A 14260-nucleotide genomic window follows, 5' to 3' on the forward strand; every position below is an offset into this window, starting at 1 on the left:
GCGAGCCCCTGGTGCGAGAACGAAAGAACCCCCAGGTCTTCCGAGAGAATCTCGCTGATCTGGGGGTTCTGTCCTGTGGAGCCTAGGAGATTCGAACTCCTGACATCCTGCTTGCAAAGCAGGCGCTCTACCAACTGAGCTAAGGCCCCGGACGGGTGTTTGGTGGGGCTACCAGGACTTGAACCTGGGACCTCTTCATTATCAGTGAAGCGCTCTAACCGCCTGAGCTATAGCCCCGTCCGGAGGCGGCGTTGCCGCCGTCAACCTCCAAGACTTTACCCGACGAGCGGGCAAACAAAAAATCGGTCAGTTGGATGTGAAGCCGACGAGCAGTCCGCCGGTAACCTTGACCATCAGGTTGTAGATCCCGGCGACGACGGCACCCAGCACCGTGATCACGATCAGGTTCAAGATCGCGACCACCGAGGAGAACGCCATGACCTGCGCCAGGTTGATCACATCGCTCAACTTGAAGTTGTCGTCGAACGCCTTGAACAGGTCGTCGAGCTTGCCGATCAGTCCCGTCGTGCTGAGCACCGTGTAGATCAGGAAGCTGGCCACCACGGTGACGATCGCGATGGCGACCGCGGCGAGGAAGGACAGCTTCACCGCAGACCAGAAGTCCACGTAGACGAGGCGCAGACGCACCTGCTTGGCGCTGGTCTTACTGGATGACTTCTTGGCGAGCTTGTCGGCTACCGTGCTCATGCGTCGGTGTCACTTCCTTCGGGGCGCGAAGCGGGGGAGTCTTCGGCTTCGGTGGTCTCGGCCGGGTCCTGCTCCGCTCGGAGCGCTCGCTCCGAGTTCCGTGCAATCGCGAGGATGCGATCGTCGTCGTCGGGACGGGCGAAGACCACTCCCATGGTGTCGCGACCCTTCGCAGGCACCTCGGCCACGGCAGAGCGTACCACCTTGCCGCTGGCAAGAACCACCAAGACCTCGTCGTCCTCACCGACGATCAGACCGCCCGCCAGATCGCCGCGATCCTCGTTCAACTTGGCAACCTTGATGCCCAATCCGCCGCGCCCCTGGAGGCGGTACTGGTCGACGGCCGTGCGCTTGGCGTAGCCACCCTCGGTCACGACGAAGACGTACGCATCGTCCTTCGCGACGGATGCCGACAGGAGCGTGTCCCGCTCACGGAACGACATCCCCTTCACACCCTCGGTCGAGCGTCCCATGGGGCGCAGCGACTCGTCGGTCGCGGTGAACCGCAGCGACATGCCCTGGCGTGAGATGAGCAGGATGTCGTCGGTGTCGTCCACGAGCAGCGCGCTGACGACCTCGTCGCCGTCCTCCTCGTCCTGCCCGCGCAGGCGGATCGCGATGATCCCGCCCTGACGGTTGGTGTCGTACTCGCTGAGGAAGGTCTTCTTGATCTTGCCGTCGCGGGTGGCCAGCACCAGGTACTGCGCGACCTTGTAGTCGCGGATGTCGAGGATCTGCGCGATCTCCTCACCCGGCTGCAGCGCGAGCAGGTTCGCGACGTGCTGGCCCTTCGCGTCGCGGCCCGCCTCCGGAACCTCGTACGCCTTCGACCGGTAGACGCGACCCTTCGTGGTGAAGAAGAGCAGCCAGTGGTGCGTCGTCGTCACGAAGAAGTGCTCGACCACATCGTCCGCCCGCAGCTGGGCGCCCTTGACGCCCTTGCCACCGCGGTGCTGCGAGCGGTAGTTGTCACTGCGCGTGCGCTTGATGTACCCGTCGCGGGTGACGGTGATGACCATCTCCTCTTCGGGGATGAGGTCTTCCATCGACATGTCGCCGTCGAAGCCGTGCAGGATCGTCGTGCGCCGCTCGTCGCCGAACTTGTCGACGATGCCGGTGAGCTCGGCCGCGATGATCGTGCGCTGTCGGGCCGGCGAGACGAGGATGTCGTTGAGGTCGGCGATCTGCGCCTCGAGCTCCGTGGCCTCGTCGATGATCTTCTGCCGCTCCAGCGCCGCAAGACGACGCAGCTGCATGGCCAAGATCGCGTCGGCCTGGATGTCGTCGATCTCCAGCAGCGCCTTGAGGCCCTCGCGCGCCTCCTCCACCGTCGGCGAGCGGCGGATCAGTGCGATGACCTCGTCGAGCGCGTCGAGCGCCTTGAGGTACGCACGCAGGATGTGCATGCGCTCCTCGGCCTTGCGGAGCCGGAAGGCCGTGCGCCGGACGATCACCTCGACCTGGTGCTCGATCCAGTACGTGATGAACCCGTCGAGGGCGAGCGTGCGCGGCACACCGTCGACGATCGCCAGCATGTTGGCGCCGAAGTTCTCCTGCAGCTGCGTGTGCTTGTACAGGTTGTTCAGGACGACCTTGGCGACGGCATCCCGCTTCAGGACGATGACGAGGCGCTGACCCGTGCGGTCGCTCGTCTCGTCGCGGATGTCGGCGATGCCGGTGATGCGACCGTCGCGGGCGAGGTCGCGGATCTTCAGCGCGACGTTGTCGGGGTTCACCTGGTAGGGGAGCTCAGTGATCACGAGGCACGTGCGGCCCTGGATCTCCTCGACGTTCACGACGGCACGCATCGTGATCGAGCCGCGGCCCGTGCGCTGCGCCTCGCGGATGCCCTTGGTCCCGAGGATCTGCGCACCCGTCGGGAAGTCCGGCCCGTGGATGCGCCCCATGAGCGCTTCGAGCAGCTCCTCGCGCGGCGCGTCCGGGTTCTCCAGCGCCCACAGCGCGCCCTCGGCCACCTCGCGCAGGTTGTGCGGCGGGATGTTGGTGGCCATACCGACCGCGATGCCGACCGAGCCGTTGACCAGCAGGTTCGGGAAGCGCGACGGCAGCACCGTCGGCTCCTGCGTCTTGCCGTCGTAGTTCGGCTCGAAGTCGACGGTGTCCTCGTCGATGTCGCGCACCATCTCCATCGCGAGCGCGGCCATCTTCGTCTCGGTGTACCGGGGCGCTGCGGCGCCCTGGTTGCCGGGAGAACCGAAGTTGCCCTGTCCGTCGGCGAGCGGGTAGCGCAGCGACCACGGCTGCACGAGGCGCACGAGCGCGTCGTAGATCGCGCTGTCACCGTGCGGGTGGTACTGACCCATCACCTCGCCGACGACGCGGGCGCACTTGTTGAAGCTCTTGTCGGGACGGTACCCGCCGTCGTACATGCCGTAGATCACACGGCGGTGCACGGGCTTGAGACCGTCACGGACATCGGGCAGGGCGCGGCCCACGATGACGCTCATCGCGTAGTCGAGATAGCTGCGCTGCATCTCGACCTGGAGGTCGACCTGGTCGATGTTGCCGTGGTTGTGGCCGGCTTTCGGGTCGGGGCGTTCTTCGTCAGTCATGTCTTCTCGTTCTCACGTGGGCCGGGGTGCGTGTGTCGCGTTTCGACTCGTCGCTGCGCTCCTCGCTCGACGAGTCGAAACGCATCAGATGTCGAGGAAGCGGACGTCCTTGGCGTTGCGCTGGATGAAGCTGCGCCGCGACTCGACGTCCTCGCCCATGAGCACCGAGAAGATCTCGTCCGCGGCGGCCGCGTCGTCGATCGTCACCTGCCGGAGGGTGCGGGTGCTGTGATCCATGGTCGTCTCCCACAGCTCCTTCGGGTTCATCTCGCCGAGACCCTTGTAGCGCTGGATGCCCGACTCCTTCGGAATCCGCTTGCCGCTCGCCAAGCCGTCGGCCAGGAGGGCGTCGCGCTCGCGGTCGCTGAACACGTACTCGTGCTCGGCGTTCGTCCACTTCAGGCGGTACAGCGGCGGCATGGCGAGGTAGACGAAGCCGGCCTCGATGAGTCCGCGCATGTAGCGGAACAGCAGCGTCAGCAGCAGCGTCGTGATGTGCTGCCCGTCGACGTCGGCATCGGCCATCAGCACGATCTTGTGATAGCGGGCCTTCGCGACGTCGAAGTCCTCGCCGATCCCGCAGCCGAACGCGGAGATGATCGCCTGGATCTCGTTGTTGCCGAGCGCGCGGTCCAGCCGCGCCTTCTCGACGTTGAGCACCTTGCCGCGCAGCGACAGGATCGCCTGCGTCTCGGGGTCGCGCCCGCGGACGGCCGAACCGCCGGCCGAGTCGCCCTCGACGAGGAAGATCTCGCTGATCGACGGGTCCTTGCTCGTGCAGTCCTTGAGCTTGTCGGGCATGGATGCCGACTCGAACACGCTCTTGCGTCGCGCGGTCTCGCGCGCCTTGCGGGCGGCCAGTCGCGCGGTCGCGGCATCGATCGCCTTCATGATGACGCGCTTGGCCTGGGCGGGGTTGCGGTCGAGCCAGTCGGTGAGCTGATCGCCGACGACCTTCTGCACGAACGCCTTCGCCTCGGTGTTGCCGAGCTTCGTCTTGGTCTGCCCCTCGAACTGCGGCTCGGACAGCTTCACGGAGATGACCGCGGTGAGCCCTTCACGGATGTCCTCGCCCGTGAGGTTGTCGTCCTTCTCCTTGAGCAGGCCCTTCTCCCGCGCGTACTTGTTGATGTACGTCGTCATCGCGGCGCGGAAACCCTCTTCGTGGGTACCGCCCTCATGGGTGTTGATCGTGTTCGCGAAGGTGAAGACGTTCTCCGTGTAGCTCGTCGTCCACTGCATCGCGAGCTCGAGCGAGATGTGCCGTTCGGTGTCTTCGGATTCGACCTCGATGATCTCGTCGTTGACGACCTCGGCCTTGCGAATCTTGTTGAGGTACTCGACGTAGTCGACGAGGCCGCGCTCGTAGTGGAAGTCGTCGAACGGCTGCTTCTCGACGGCCTGCCCGTCTTCGCCGTCGACGACGTACGCCGAGGAGGGTCGCAGATCGCTCAGCGTGATGCGCAGCCCCTTGTTCAGGAACGCGGTCTGCTGAAAGCGCGTGCGCAGGGTGTCGTAATCGAAGTCGATCGTCTCGAAGATCCCGTCGTCCGGCCAGAACGTGATGGTCGTGCCGGTCTCCTCCGTGGCTTCGTCCTGGCTCAGCGGCGCCTGCGGCACACCGCCGTCGCGGAACGACTGACGCCACACGTGTCCCTGCCGGCGCACCTCGACATCCAGCCGCGTCGACAGCGCGTTGACGACGGAGGAGCCCACGCCGTGCAGACCGCCCGAGACCGCGTAGCCGCCGCCGCCGAACTTGCCGCCGGCGTGCAGCACCGTCAGCACGACCTCGACGGTCGACTTGCCCTCGGCCTTGTGGATGTCGACGGGGATGCCGCGGCCGTTGTCGACCACGCGGATCGCGCCGTCTTCGAGGATCGTGACCGTGATGGTGTCGCAATAGCCGGCGAGGGCCTCATCGACGGAGTTGTCGACGATCTCGTAGACGAGGTGGTGGAGGCCGCGCTCACCGGTGGAACCGATGTACATGCCGGGGCGCTTGCGCACCGCCTCGAGGCCTTCGAGCACCTGGATGGCGTCGGCCCCGTACTCGTTCTCGACCTTCTGTGACTGCTTCGGAGGAAGTTCCTGAGGAACGCTGTCGGGGGTATCGGACGTCATAGGTTTCGAGCGCTCCTGGATGGTCGATCAGAGACGTCTCATTCTACCCCCACACGGCCGCCGAAAGTCCGGAGAAGGCCCCTGTGGCGCCCTGAAATCGTTCCGGATGCCCTCGGACCCTCTTCAACCGTAGGTATCGCGAGGACCCCGCCCTGGAACGGCTCTGGGGCCCCATTTCCATGAGGGGACGTCCGGCCCCACGAATCGGACATTCTGCACCCCGGCATCCGGGAACCGCCTCATCAGCTGCGTCACGATCTCCGCGCGCATCAACTGGAGGTTCTTCGCCCAGGCCGTCGAGTCGCACTGCACGGTCAGAAGCCCATCGGCGAGGGCGACCGGATGCGCGTGGCGGGCGGTCTCCTCGCCGGCGACATCCGTCCACTGGAGGACGAGATCCTCCCGCGCCAGCTGCGCGTCCCATCCGGACTGACGGGTGAGATCGGACAGCACGTCCGCGACGCCCTTGGGATCGCGGCCGGGAGCGAAGGGTTGCTTGTCGTCGTCACCGAGCGCGCGCTTCTTGCGGCGGCGCGCGGTACGGGGGGACGGCTCCAGGCCACGCAAGCGCAGGTAGGTGCCGATCGTCTCCGGAACGTCGTCACTCATCGTCGACCTCCGCATCATCGTCGCCGTCGGCGTCGGCGGCCACGATCGTGCCGGCGACGACGCGCACCGTCCGCGCGCGCAGCGCGGCGGGCACATCCTCCTCGACGGCGGCCGTGACGACCACCTGCTCGTAGCCTTCGACGAGGCCTGCCAAGCGCGAACGGCGGTCGGCGTCGAGTTCGGCGAAAACGTCGTCGAGGATCAGCACCGGATCGCCCAGCTGGGACTGCGCGCGGAGCAGTTCGGCCGAGGCGAGTCGCAGTGCGAGCGCGACCGACCACGATTCGCCGTGCGACGCGTAGCCCTTGACGGGCAGGCCGCGCACGCGCAGCAGCAGGTCATCGCGATGCGGGCCCACCAGCGTCAGCCCTCGTTCCAGCTCGGATGCCCGCATCACGACGAGCTGCTCGCGGAAGATGCGCTGGATGTCCTCCGCGCCGAGTCCGCGAAGGGACGATGGCGCACCGTCGACCGCCTCCACACCGTCGTCGTCGGGGTCTGTTCCGCCGATCGAGAGCATCCATTCCATCTCCGGGCGATGGTCGGCGCCGGCGATCGCCGTGTACGCCCGCGAGACGGGGCCGGCCAGGTCGTCGATGAGGGCGAGTCGCGCGCGGATCACGTCGGTGCCGAGCTGGACGAGCTTGTCGTCCCAGACCTCCAGGGTGGACAGGCCCTCCCCGCGGATGCCGCGCGCACGCGCGGACTTCAGCAGCGCCGTCCGCTGCTTGAGCACCCGATCGTAGTCCGACAGCACTCCCGCCATGCGCGGTGCGCGCTGGATGAGCAGCTGATCGGCGAAACGACGCCGCGCAGACGGGTCAGATCGGACGATCTGAAGATCCTCGGGCGCGAACAGCACGACCTGGGCGTATCGCGGAAGCTCCGACGTCTTCACCGGCGAGCCGTTGACGCGCGCCTTGTTGCTGCCCGTTCTGTTCACCTGCGCCTCGAGCATCACCCGCCGCTCGCCATACGCGAGCCGCATGCGCACGATCGCCGCGTCCGCTCCGTCGCGCACCATGGGAGCATCCTGCGACACCCGATGCGATCCCAGTGTGGCGAAGAACCCGATCGCTTCGGCGAGGTTCGTCTTGCCCTGACCGTTGCGACCGACGAAGACATTGGCGCCGGCATCCAGCGAGACGTCGGCGGCCGCATAGTTGCGGAAGTCGACGAGGCTGAGCTGCTCCACGATCACCGACCCAGCCTATTCGGCGGTGCCGACGCTTCGGGGCCGCGCTCGAGCCGGCGGAAGCCGATCAGCGCAGCAGCAGGTTCGGCTGCAGCAGGTACTTGAAGCTCTCCGGCGTGCCCGACGTCTGCGGGGTGATCAGCACCGGGCTGAGCTTGTTGGCGTTGTCGCTGGAGGTGAAGGTGATGCGCGCGAACTCGCTCTTGACCGCGCCGAGGGCTTCCAGGAGGTACTGCGGGTTCAGTCCCAGCGTCACGTCCTCACCGGTGAGGGTCGCATCGACCGACTCGGTCGCGCGCGCCTGCTCGGTGCCCGACGCGTCCATCGAGACGCCGTCCTCGGTGAACGTGAAACGCAGCGGGGCCGAACGATCCAGGACGAGGGCGACGCGACGCACGGCTTCGGCCAGCTCAGCGGTGTTGACGACCGCGTAGTGGTCGGTCTGCTCGGGGAACAGGCGGCGCACCGGCGGGAAGTTGCCCTTGATCAGCAGCGAGGTCACGGTCTTGTTGCCCGCGGTGAAAGCGATGATCTCGCGATCTCCGGATCCCGAGAAGGCGATCTGAATGTCGCCGGAGTGCGCGAAGGTCTTTCCGACTTCGGTGAGAGTGCGCGCGGGAACCAGTGCTGTCGTCGACTCCTCGCTCGCGACACCGCCGCCGTCGAACTTCACGTCGCGCAGTGCGACGCGATAGCGGTCGGTCGCGACGAGGCTGAGCTCGTTGCCGGCCACCTCGAGCTGGACACCGGTGAGAACCGGGGTGACGTCGTCACGGGACGCGGCGAAGGCCACCTGGGCGATCGCGGTGGCGAAGTCCTCCGCGGGGACGAGTCCCGACTCACCGGAGACCTCGGGAATCGCCGGGTATTCCTGCACGGGCATCGACGCGAGCGTGAATCGTGCGGATCCGCACGTGAGCACGATGCCGTCGTCCTCGCCGACCTCGATCTGGATCGGCGCGTTGGGCAGACGGCTGGCGATCTCCGACAGCAGTCGGCCATGCACGAGGATCGTGCCGGGCTCATCGACCGTCGCCTCGATGGTCGTACGCGCCGACGCTTCGTAGTCGAAAGCCGCGAGCGACAGGCCATCTTCGGAGGCTTCGATCAGCACACCGGCCAGGATCGGCTGCGGGTTGCGCTGCGGCAGGAGCTTGACAACGAACGACACGGCCTCGCTGAACACATCGCGATTCACGTGGAACTTCACTGGCGCTCCCTTGACGTCGAGTAGGGCTCTCCCATGCTAGTGCCACGATCCGACCGGATTGACCCGGCATCCTCGTGCCGAGTCCGCACGGTCGGCACCGACGAGGTGATCGAATCGGATTCCTAGATGAAGTTCTTTGTCATGGTGTTAACGGCTGTGGAAACTGTGGATAACTCGACCGATCCCAGTCGCGACAGGGAAACCACACGCGTGTAACTTGTGGGCGCCCTGCGGAGAGTCGGTGAGCGACATGAGCTCCGTCGCCGTTGTCGCCCTCACGTCATCCACAGCACAGCGTCATCGACTCACAAGAGTCCACCGGGATGCCGAGTTATCCACAGCCTGTCCACATTGTGCAGAACGCATATATTGGCGCCGCCTGTGTGAGCCTGTCAAGGACGATCTGCGCGAGAAGACCCCCGGTAACGACACCGGGGGTCTTCTCGGAGGACAGCGCAGCGAGCGCTCAGCGGCCGACGCGGCCGAGCTGCGTCGTGATCTCTGACACCTGGTTGTAGATGGAGCGTCGCTCCTTCATCAACTCGCTGATCTTCTTGTACGCGTACATCACGGTGGTGTGATCGCGATTGCCGAAGAGCTGGCCGATCTTGGGGAGGGAGAGGCTCGTGCGTTCGCGGCACAGATACATGGCGATCTGCCGAGCCGTCGCGATCGACTGCGATCGACTGGAACCGTAGAGATCGTCCACCGACAGCCGGAAGTACTGCGCTGTCGCCGTGATGATGTCGGTCGGCGAGATGACGTTGGCGTCGTCGGTGTCGACGATGTCGCGCAAGACGGTCTGGGCGAGCGAGATGTCGAGCGTCGAGCGGTTCAGGCTCGCGAACGCAGACACCCGGATCAGCGCGCCTTCCAGCTCACGGATGTTGCTCGAGACCTTCGTGGCGATGTATTCGAGGACCTCGTCGGGCACCAGAAGGCGTTCGGACTGGGCCTTCTTGCGCAGGATGGCGATGCGGGTTTCGAGGTCGGGCGCCTGCACATCGGTGATGAGGCCCCACTCGAAGCGGCTGCGCATGCGGTCTTCGAAGCCGGTGAGGTGGCGCGGCGGCACATCGCTCGTGATGACGACCTGCTTGTCGTGGTCGTGGAGCGTGTTGAAGGTGTGGAAGAAGGCCTCCTGCGTCTCGGCCTTTCCCTGGAGGAACTGGATGTCGTCGATCAGGAGGATGTCGACATCGCGGTAGCGCGCCTGGAAAGCGGAGCCGCGGTTGTTGGCGATCGAGTTGATGAAGTCGTTGGTGAACTCTTCGCTGGAGACGTATCGCACACGGATGCCGGTGTAGAGGCTGAGGGCGTAGTCGCCGATCGCGTGCAGAAGGTGGGTCTTTCCCAGCCCGGAGTCGCCGTAGATGAAGAGCGGGTTGTACGCCTTCGCCGGCGCCTCCGCGACGGCGACGGCCGCCGCGTGCGCGAAGCGGTTGGACTGACCGATGACGAAGTTGTCGAAGCTGTACTTCGGATTCAGGCGCGTGTCATTGCGCGAGGGCGAGGCCGCCGTCTCGGCGTAGTCTTCGGCAGCGGGTCGGGCGATGGGCACCGGCGCGGAGGCGGATTGAACAGGCACCGGCACCGTGAGGTGCGCATCGGCGAGCTCGGGGTTGACCACCACGCGGAACGAGGATGCCGCCGGCTCCGCGTCCACGCGAGCCAGAGCCTCCATGATGGGAGCCCGCAGACGCTTGTTGAGCTGAGCCGCGGTGAGGTCGTTGGGAACGTCCAGATAGAGGGTGCCGCTCATGACGCCCTGGGCGACGGCGAGATTGATGAACCCCTGCAGCTGTGGAGTGACGCGCTCGTCTCCGGAGAGCTCTTCCAGCACGGCGGCCCAGACAGGGACATCTGGAATCTCGTGCTGTGACATGTCCCCTCCGGGGGTGCGATCGGTGCGGGACAGGGCGACATCGACGATGATCGAACCTGTGGATAACTATCGCAGTCACGGTAGTCAGCGACCCCGCGAAGAGCAAAATCCACTGTAGATCCGGCCCGCGTGTCTTCACCACACGCTATCCACAGTCGGTGGATAATGATCCGTCCGGGTCGCTCGGTTTGAGTTCTTGTGGTTCTCGACGTAGCCTTAGTCGGTTGACTTATGCCCTGGGGCGCCCTCGGACGCTCTTGGACAGTCCCTGTACCCCGTGTCCCCGGTCTAGAGCGTTCGGGTGACCGCCGATCCGGAGTGATCCTCATGAGCAAGCGCACGTTCCAGCCCAACAACCGCCGCCGCGCCAAGAAGCACGGCTTCCGCGCCCGCATGCGCACGCGTGCCGGTCGTTCGATCCTGTCGGCGCGCCGCGCCAAGGGTCGCACCGAGCTGTCCGCCTGATCCGACAAAAGTGCTGGCGCGCGGGAACCGCATCACCCGCGGGGCGGAGTACAAGACCGTCGTCCGCAGGGGTGTCCGCTGTGCCGCGCCGCACACCGTGACGTATGTGACGACGTCGACGGAGGACCGCCCGCCGCGCTTCGGCTTCATCGTGAGCAAGCAGGTGGGCGGCGCTGTCGTCCGCAACACCGTTCGTCGACGCCTGAAGGCCGTGTGTGCACAGGCGATGGACGATGTCCGCCCCGGTGCGGACGTCGTCATCCGCGCGCTTCCGAGTTCCGCGACCGCCGATTTCGCGCAGCTGCGCGACGAGGTCACCCGATGCCTGGCACGACGGGCCGCCGCGTGAGTACGACGACCCTGCCCTCGTACTCCCTCGGCACCGGACACCTCACGGCATCTGGTGTACTGGCGTCCGTCCCCCTGTTGCCGCGCAATGCAGGCCTCGTTCTTCTGCACGGCTATCGCGCGACGATCTCCCACCTGTACGGCGACGTCTGCAAGTACTACCCTTCCTGCTCTGCCTATGCGGTCGGAGCGGTGCAGCAGCATGGTCTCGTCAAGGGCTCGGCCCTCACGGCCGCCCGCCTCGCACGCTGTCACCCGTGGGCTCATGGTGGAATCGATGATGTGCCCCTGCACGCGAACTTCCGACACGAGCTGACCCGCTTCGGCTTCGTCGTGCCACCCACAGGCGAGGCGTCATCCGACGCGTCGCCGAGAAAGGACTGATCCGTGCTGGATCTTCTCTACGCCGCCGCTGCGGCGACGCCGACCCCCGTCGTGCCGACGCCGACCACACCCGCGCCGTCGTCGAGCCTCGACTTCTTCAGCACCATCATGTGGCCGTTCAAGTGGATCGTCGAAGCGATCCTGGTGTTCTGGCACTGGATCTTCACGTCCATCGGTCTCGAGGCCGACGCGGGACTCACCTGGGTGCTGTCGATCATGGGGCTCGTGATCGTTGTTCGCAGCGCCCTCATTCCTCTCTTCGTGCGTCAGATCAAGAGTCAGCGCAAGATGATGGAAATCGCTCCTGAACTGCGAAAAGTTCAGGAGAAGTACCGCGGCAAGAAGGATCAGCTCTCCCGTGAGGCGATGAGTCGCGAGACGATGGCGTTGTACAAGAAGCACGGCACGACGCCCGTGTCGAGCTGTCTGCCGTTGCTGGTGCAGATGCCCATTCTGCTCGGCATGTTCTACACGCTCAGCGATGTGAAGAAGCACGCCGAATGGGGCGTGGGAGGCGTGGGGCTTCTGAGCAAGGACCTCACGTGGCAGTTCTACGAGGCGAAGCTCTTCGGTGTCGCGCCGCTGCACACCAGCCTGGTCGAGGCCATCAATCAGAAGCCTTCCGGCTGGGAAGCAACGGTCGCGATCCTGATCGTCCTCGTGGTGCTGATGATCGCGTCGCAGTTCATCACCCAGCTGCAGATCATCTCGAAGAACCTCTCCCCCGAGGCCAAGACCGGCCAGGCCTACCAGATGCAGCGCATCATGCTCTACATCCTGCCGCTCGCCTTCATCTTCTCGGGTATCTTCTTCCCCCTGGGCGTGGTGCTGTACTGGTTCACCTCGAACATCTGGACCATGGTGCAGCAGTTCCTCGTGATTCGAAACCTCCCGACGCCCGGCTCCGAGGCGGCCAAGGCTCGCGAAGAGCGCCTTGCGCGCAAGGGCAAGGCCATCGACGCACAGGGAAAGATCGTGCCGCTGGAGAAGTACCAGGCCGAACAGCAGCGCCTCTACGAAGAGGCGCAGAAGGCGAAGGCTGAAGCTCCCAAGCGGCAGCAGCCGGTGAGCAAGCAGCGAGCGAAGAAGCAGTCGCAGCAGCCGAAGAACAAGCCCACCACCGATTCTTGATCGAATCGTCAATCCTCCGAGGACCCTGATGAGCACTACTTCCGAGAGTGACGCCGCCGAGCGTCCCGTCGCGACCACCGAGCAACTCGAGCAGGAAGGCGACATCGCGGCCGACTACCTGGAGGCACTTCTCGACATCGCTGACATCGATGGTGACCTGGCGCTCGATGTGCGTGCCGGCCGTGCGTATGTGTCGGTGGAGAACGATGATGCCGACGCACTTCGGTTGCTCTCCGAGCCTGACACGGTGCAGGCGCTGCAGGAGCTCGTGCGCATTGCTGTGCAGACGAAGACCGGTCGCTTCTCGCGGCTGATTCTCGACGTCGGTGGTTCTCGTGACGCACGCCAGCGGCAACTGGAAAAGCTCGTCGATCGTGCCATCGCGCGACTGGACGAGGGTGCGTCCCAGGCATCGCTTCCGGCGATGACGAGCTACGAACGAAAGCTCGTGCATGACATCGTCGCTGACCGGGGCTTGGTGTCCGAGTCGTACGGCGACGGGGCTGACCGTCATACCGTGATCCGTCGCGCCTGACACCCATGGACGACGTTTCACGTGAAACAACCGGGGTCGAGACCGAACCAGCGTCTGCTCTCGTCGTGTTCGGCGACCGACTCCCCCTCGCCCGTCAGTTCGCGGCCGCCCTTGCGGCACACGGCGAAGAGCGCGGGCTGATCGGTCCGCTCGAACCTCCTCGGCTGTGGAACCGCCACATCCTCAATTCCGCGATTGCAGCGCCGCTCTTCCCGACCGGTGGACGCGTGGCGGATGTGGGGTCGGGGGCCGGCCTTCCGGGTCTGGTGCTCGCTATTGCGCGCCCGGATGTGCAGTGGGTGCTCGTTGAGCCTATGGAGCGACGGGTGGCGTGGCTCGAGGAACAGACCGCGCAGCTCCGTCTGGACAATGTCGAGGTGGTGCGCGCGCGTGGCGAGGAGTGGAGCGGTGGCCCCGTTCTCGACGCCGTGACGGCGCGTGCGGTGAGCGCGCTGCGCACACTGATCCCGCTGACCGTTCCCCTGTTGCGCTCGGGGGGCGAACTCGTACTGCTCAAGGGCGCCAATGCGGAGAATGAGATCGCGGCCGCGGAGAAGGTGATTCGTCGCTACAAGCTAACCGATGTGCGCGTTGAGACGGTCGGTGAGGGGATCATCGCTGAGCCCACCCGCGTCCTTCGCGCGACACGGGCTGCGTGAGCATCGCGCACTGTTCGCCGCTGATGTTTCACGTGAAACGCCCGCGCGGGATCTGCCCGTGACGGCGTGGTGATCGTTTCACGTGAAACATCGACGCACTGAGCTGGTCTTCTTCGGACGGCGTCGCCTGAACGACGACGGGTGCTCGCGTCGCCGATGCGATACATCCTGCACACGCCGGTTTCGCGTGCACACGGGTTCGCGCGCACGATGAGGCTCCCACGCCGGGGTGTACGTGAGGGATCCCCGGGTGAGGCGCAATCGGGACGGTGATCGCCATGCCGATCACCGTTGGGTGGTGGCGATGGTCACCGTCGGCGTCATCATGTGGGCGATACCCGGGCGGCTTCGTCGGGGGCCTGCTCGGGTTCGACGAACTCTTGCGTCCCACGGCTCATGACGCGCTCACCGGGTGAGAGCTGCGGCCAGAGATT

13 protein-coding genes and 2 tRNA genes are annotated in these 14260 nt (G+C 65.6%); 6 read left to right on the forward strand and 9 right to left on the reverse strand.

The window, feature by feature from the left end; translation table 11 throughout:
• Positions 1-76: 76 nt before the first annotated feature.
• The 9 genes from DEU37_RS07610 to dnaA form a co-directional block, all read right to left on the reverse strand.
• Positions 77-149: transfer RNA gene (locus tag DEU37_RS07610), tRNA-Ala, on the reverse strand.
• 11 nt (positions 150-160) lie between these two features.
• Positions 161-237, reverse strand: a tRNA-Ile gene (locus DEU37_RS07615).
• A gap of 69 nt (positions 238-306) precedes the next feature.
• Complete coding sequence (locus DEU37_RS07620) at positions 307-708, reverse strand: DUF3566 domain-containing protein (RefSeq protein ID WP_036288844.1); 402 nt, start codon at positions 706-708, stop codon at positions 307-309.
• Positions 705-3281 (reverse strand): DNA gyrase subunit A, encoded by a 2577-nt coding sequence (gene gyrA / locus DEU37_RS07625; protein ID WP_121189971.1) that lies wholly within the window; start codon positions 3279-3281, stop codon positions 705-707. Before gyrA ends, DEU37_RS07620 begins: the two co-directional genes overlap by 4 nt.
• Positions 3282-3365: 84 nt before the next feature.
• Entirely contained in the window at positions 3366-5405 is a 2040-nt protein-coding gene (gyrB, locus tag DEU37_RS07630; protein WP_121189972.1) for a DNA topoisomerase (ATP-hydrolyzing) subunit B, read from the reverse strand.
• A gap of 123 nt (positions 5406-5528) precedes the next feature.
• Entirely contained in the window at positions 5529-6014 is a 486-nt protein-coding gene (locus DEU37_RS07635) for a DUF721 domain-containing protein (RefSeq protein ID WP_121189973.1), read from the reverse strand.
• Positions 6007-7215, reverse strand: coding sequence for a DNA replication/repair protein RecF (gene recF, locus DEU37_RS07640; protein WP_121189974.1), 1209 nt, complete (start codon positions 7213-7215; stop codon positions 6007-6009). The genes DEU37_RS07635 and recF overlap by 8 nt, the downstream gene beginning before the upstream one ends.
• 61 nt (positions 7216-7276) lie before the next feature.
• Positions 7277-8419, reverse strand: a complete 1143-nt coding sequence (gene dnaN / locus DEU37_RS07645) for a DNA polymerase III subunit beta (RefSeq protein WP_005054684.1) — start codon at positions 8417-8419, stop codon at positions 7277-7279.
• Between the two features lie 466 nt (positions 8420-8885).
• Positions 8886-10304 (reverse strand): chromosomal replication initiator protein DnaA, encoded by a 1419-nt coding sequence (gene dnaA / locus DEU37_RS07650; RefSeq protein WP_036288864.1) that lies wholly within the window; start codon positions 10302-10304, stop codon positions 8886-8888.
• 327 nt (positions 10305-10631) lie between these two features.
• Between dnaA and rpmH the strand changes: the two genes are divergently transcribed.
• The 6 genes from rpmH to rsmG are packed head-to-tail and all read left to right on the forward strand — an operon-like array spanning position 10632 to position 13826.
• Positions 10632-10769, forward strand: coding sequence for a 50S ribosomal protein L34 (gene rpmH / locus DEU37_RS07655; protein WP_005054680.1), 138 nt, complete (start codon positions 10632-10634; stop codon positions 10767-10769).
• 10 nt (positions 10770-10779) lie between these two features.
• Positions 10780-11118, forward strand: a complete 339-nt coding sequence (rnpA, locus tag DEU37_RS07660; RefSeq protein WP_121189975.1) for a ribonuclease P protein component — start codon at positions 10780-10782, stop codon at positions 11116-11118.
• Positions 11115-11501, forward strand: coding sequence for a membrane protein insertion efficiency factor YidD (yidD, locus tag DEU37_RS07665; protein WP_259457194.1), 387 nt, complete (start codon positions 11115-11117; stop codon positions 11499-11501). The genes rnpA and yidD overlap by 4 nt, the downstream gene beginning before the upstream one ends.
• 3 nt (positions 11502-11504) lie before the next feature.
• Positions 11505-12632 (forward strand): membrane protein insertase YidC, encoded by a 1128-nt coding sequence (gene yidC / locus DEU37_RS07670; protein ID WP_121189977.1) that lies wholly within the window; start codon positions 11505-11507, stop codon positions 12630-12632.
• A gap of 28 nt (positions 12633-12660) precedes the next feature.
• Positions 12661-13167 carry a R3H domain-containing nucleic acid-binding protein gene (locus DEU37_RS07675; RefSeq protein ID WP_121189978.1) on the forward strand — a complete coding sequence of 169 codons (507 nt, stop codon included), beginning with the start codon at positions 12661-12663 and terminating at the stop codon, positions 13165-13167.
• Positions 13168-13172: 5 nt separating this feature from the next.
• The gene (gene rsmG / locus DEU37_RS07680; protein ID WP_121189979.1) at positions 13173-13826 is read left to right on the forward strand and encodes a 16S rRNA (guanine(527)-N(7))-methyltransferase RsmG; all 654 of its coding nucleotides are present in this window, start codon (positions 13173-13175) and stop codon (positions 13824-13826) included.
• Positions 13827-14260 lie beyond the last annotated feature (434 nt).

This window comes from Microbacterium sp. AG790 (assembly GCF_003634765.1).
Taxonomy (GTDB): domain Bacteria; phylum Actinomycetota; class Actinomycetes; order Actinomycetales; family Microbacteriaceae; genus Microbacterium.

Excerpts from the sequence above, each read along its gene's own strand:
- DEU37_RS07635 (WP_121189973.1), bottom strand. The coding sequence starts at position 6,014 with ATGAGTGACGACGTTCCGGAGACGATCGGCACCTACCTGCGCTTGCGT.
- gyrB (WP_121189972.1), bottom strand. The coding sequence starts at position 5,405 with ATGACGTCCGATACCCCCGACAGCGTTCCTCAGGAACTTCCTCCGAAG.
- dnaA (WP_036288864.1), bottom strand. The coding sequence starts at position 10,304 with ATGTCACAGCACGAGATTCCAGATGTCCCTGTCTGGGCCGCCGTGCTG.
- DEU37_RS07675 (WP_121189978.1), top strand. The coding sequence starts at position 12,661 with ATGAGCACTACTTCCGAGAGTGACGCCGCCGAGCGTCCCGTCGCGACC.
- DEU37_RS07620 (WP_036288844.1), bottom strand. The coding sequence starts at position 708 with ATGAGCACGGTAGCCGACAAGCTCGCCAAGAAGTCATCCAGTAAGACC.
- gyrA (WP_121189971.1), bottom strand. The coding sequence starts at position 3,281 with ATGACTGACGAAGAACGCCCCGACCCGAAAGCCGGCCACAACCACGGC.
- rsmG (WP_121189979.1), top strand. The coding sequence starts at position 13,173 with ATGGACGACGTTTCACGTGAAACAACCGGGGTCGAGACCGAACCAGCG.
- rpmH (WP_005054680.1), top strand. The coding sequence starts at position 10,632 with ATGAGCAAGCGCACGTTCCAGCCCAACAACCGCCGCCGCGCCAAGAAG.